The sequence below is a fragment of the Dethiosulfatibacter sp. genome (assembly GCF_983023055.1).
In genome coordinates, this window is record NZ_CEZJXU010000297.1 from 1 (window position 1) to 3269 (window position 3269).

At 35.4% G+C, this 3269-nt stretch carries 3 protein-coding genes; 2 read left to right on the top strand and 1 reads right to left on the bottom strand.

Going from position 1 to position 3269, the window contains the following annotated elements:
• Both AC3AX0_RS09895 and AC3AX0_RS09900 read left to right on the top strand, forming a co-directional pair.
• On the top strand, positions 1-1125 hold a 1125-nt coding region (locus AC3AX0_RS09895), incomplete at its 5' end, for a transketolase C-terminal domain-containing protein (RefSeq protein WP_487550127.1).
• Between the two features lie 194 nt (positions 1126-1319).
• Positions 1320-2633, top strand: a complete 1314-nt coding sequence (locus AC3AX0_RS09900) for an aspartate kinase (RefSeq protein ID WP_487550128.1) — start codon at positions 1320-1322, stop codon at positions 2631-2633.
• Between the two features lie 138 nt (positions 2634-2771).
• Here AC3AX0_RS09900 and AC3AX0_RS09905 read toward each other — a convergent pair.
• The coding region (locus AC3AX0_RS09905) for a cobalamin-dependent protein (RefSeq protein ID WP_487550129.1) at positions 2772-3269 on the bottom strand (498 nt) is incomplete at its 5' end.

The following is a 3269-nucleotide window of genomic DNA, read 5'->3' on the forward strand; positions in this document are numbered from 1 at the left end:
GGATTTAGATATATAGGTCCTATTGACGGACACAATATAGATGATCTTATTGATGTATTGGAGAGAGTTAAGAAAATTGATGCTCCTGTTATGGTGCATGTACATACAAAAAAAGGAAAGGGTTACCTTCCGGCAGAAGAGAAGCCCGATGTTTTTCATGGTGTAGGAAAATTTGATGTGAAGACAGGCGAAAGTTTGGATAAATCTTCTATTTCATTTTCGAAGATATTTGGAAGAAAAATGGTGGATTTGGCTGAAAAAAATAAAAATCTAGTGGCCATTACGGCAGCTATGGCAGGTGGAACCGGCCTCAGTGAATTTGAAAAAAAATTCCCTGATAGATTTATTGATGTTGGAATCGCCGAGCAGCACGGGGTTACTCTTGCGGCCGGAATGGCTAGCAGTGGCATGGTTCCAGTATTTGCATTGTATTCATCCTTTTTACAAAGAGCCTACGATCAGCTTGTTCATGATGTAGCTCTTCAAAATCTACATGTTGTGATTTGTCTGGATAGGGCGGGGATAGTAGGGAGAGATGGAGAAACCCATCAGGGAGTATTTGATTCGGCCTTTCTTTATCAGATACCCAATATTACTGTTATGGAACCTATTGATGCTTCGGATATGGAAAATATGCTTGAGTGGGCTGTTAATGAAGGAAAAGGTCCTATAGTAATAAGATATCCAAGAGGATATGTCGATTCCAGTCTTACTGAGGAAAGAGAAAACTTCGAAAATACGGAGATTCTGAAGAAAGGTGAGGATATTGTATTGGTGGCATTTGGAAGACTTGTTCATGAGGCCATGAAGGCTTCTGTTCTATTGAAGGATGATGGTATAGATGCTGGTGTAATAGCGCTTAAGACCATTAAGCCTATAAAAGGTGATCTTGTTATAGAAGAAGGAAGAAAAACAGGGAAAGTACTATTTGTTGATGAAACTGTAAGATGTGGTACTGTAGGCAGGCTTCTTTATGATTTTCTTCCAGAAAATGTTGAAATGAAACTACATACTTTACCGGATAATTTCATAGAACATGGCAGTGTAGAGGAACTCTTTGAGAAATATGAGATGGATGGAGAAGGTATAAGAAAAAATGTCCTTGAATGGTTAGGGGATAAATAAGATTTTTTAAGGACCTTTATGGATAAATAACAGTAGAAAATGTTGAAAAATGAACACTTTATTGGATGTGAAACAAGAGTTGAAATTTCCTTCTTGATTTTGTTAAAAAAGTGTTTATTTTTTTTATTATTTAGTGTATAGTATATACTATGAGTTTATATAAGAAACACAAGTGTGCTTGAGGAGGAAACAAAATGTTAAAAGTAGCAAAATTTGGCGGATCATCGTCGGCGAACGGTGAACAGTTAAAAAAAGTAGCGAATATAATAAAATCTGATGATGATAAAAAATATATTATAGTGTCAGCTCCAGGGAAAAGATTTAGTGAAGACAACAAGATTACAGATCTTCTGTACTTGTGTCATGCGCATATAATTTATTCTGTACCATTTGATCAGGTGTTTAAAATGATAGTTGATAGATACAAAGGAATAGTTAAAGATCTTGGTATTGAATTTGATCTTGAAAATGAGTTAAATACAATAAAAGAAAAACTTGATAAAAAGATATCAGTTGACTACCTTGTGAGTAGGGGAGAGTATTTAAATGCCAAGATTCTTGCAAAGTATCTTGGATATGAATTTGTTGATGCAAAGGATATTGTATTCTTCAAGATGGATGGTTCCCTTGATGAAGAGAAAACGAGTGTAGTGATGAGGAAAGTACTCAATCAGGTAGGTAATGCTGTAATACCAGGATTTTATGGTACTGGAGCACTTGGAGATGTAAAAACATTTTCAAGAGGCGGTTCTGATATAACGGGAGCAATCGTTTCAAGAACAATGGATGCAGATGTTTATGAAAACTGGACAGATGTGTCAGGATTTATGATGGCTGACCCTAGAATCATTGAGAATCCTAAGAGAATAAGAAGCATTACATACAGAGAGCTTAGAGAATTGTCTTATATGGGAGCAAAGGTTCTTCATGACGAGGCTATTTATCCTGTAAGAAATGCAAATATTCCTATAAATATCAAAAATACAAACGAGCCTAGTGATCCTGGAACAATGATAATCAATGAAAGAGAAAAGCAGGATGACGACCTTCCTATAACTGGAATTGCCGGTAGAAAGGATTTTACTGTCATTGGTCTTCAAAAATTCTACATGAATTCTGAAGTAGGATTTGTAAGAAAATTGTTGTCTACACTTGAGATGTTTGATATAACATTTGAACATATTCCTTCTGGAATCGATACAGTGTCAATTGTAATAGACAATGAAAATCTTAATGGAAAACTGGAAAAACTCCTCAATGAGATTGAAAGGGCATGTCAGCCTGATAGTCTTAATGTATTTAAAAACATAGCACTATTGGCAGTTGTTGGTCAGAATATGGCATTTACAACTGGCGTATCTGCAAAAATATTCAATTCCCTTGCTGAGAATGATGTAAATATTAGAATGATTGACCAAGGTTCAAGTGAGATGAATATAATTGTAGGTGTTGCAGAGAAAGACTTTGAAAAGGCAATCAAGTCAATATACGAAGCGTTTAACAGCTAATAGAAAAAACAGCATATACAGATGGGCTGTCTTGTAACTAGATGATAAATCTAGCTATGAGCAGTCTTTTTTGTACAAAAAAATGCCCTTTTTTTGAAGGCATTTTAATATTAATATTAATTTTGATTATTTAATACATTATTGTTCTGCATAAAACTTCTTTGTTATAGCGACTGCTGCAAGAGCATCTTTTCCATAAAAATCAGAATCTATTTCTTTTGAATACTCTTCAGTCAATACGGCGCCGCCTACCATTATTTTGGCATCGGGAATTTCTTTTCTTATGGCGGATATGGTCTTTTTCATATTAGCTACAGTTGTTGTCATCAAAGCACTAAGTCCGATCAGTTTGATGTTTTCATCTTTTGCGGTTTTCACCACATCAGCTATCAGAACATCTTTTCCAAGGTCAACTACATCAAAACCATAATTATCAAGGAGCATTTTCACAATGCTTTTTCCTATGTCGTGGACATCACCTTGTACAGTAGCAAGAACGACCCTCTTGTTTTTGTCAACTGTTGCATTTGATTCGCTTTGTTCCTTGATTATTTTAAATACGCTTTGTACAGTTTCGGCAGAAGTAAGAAGTTGTGGAAGGAATATTTCACCTGTTCCGTATCTCAGACCTACTTC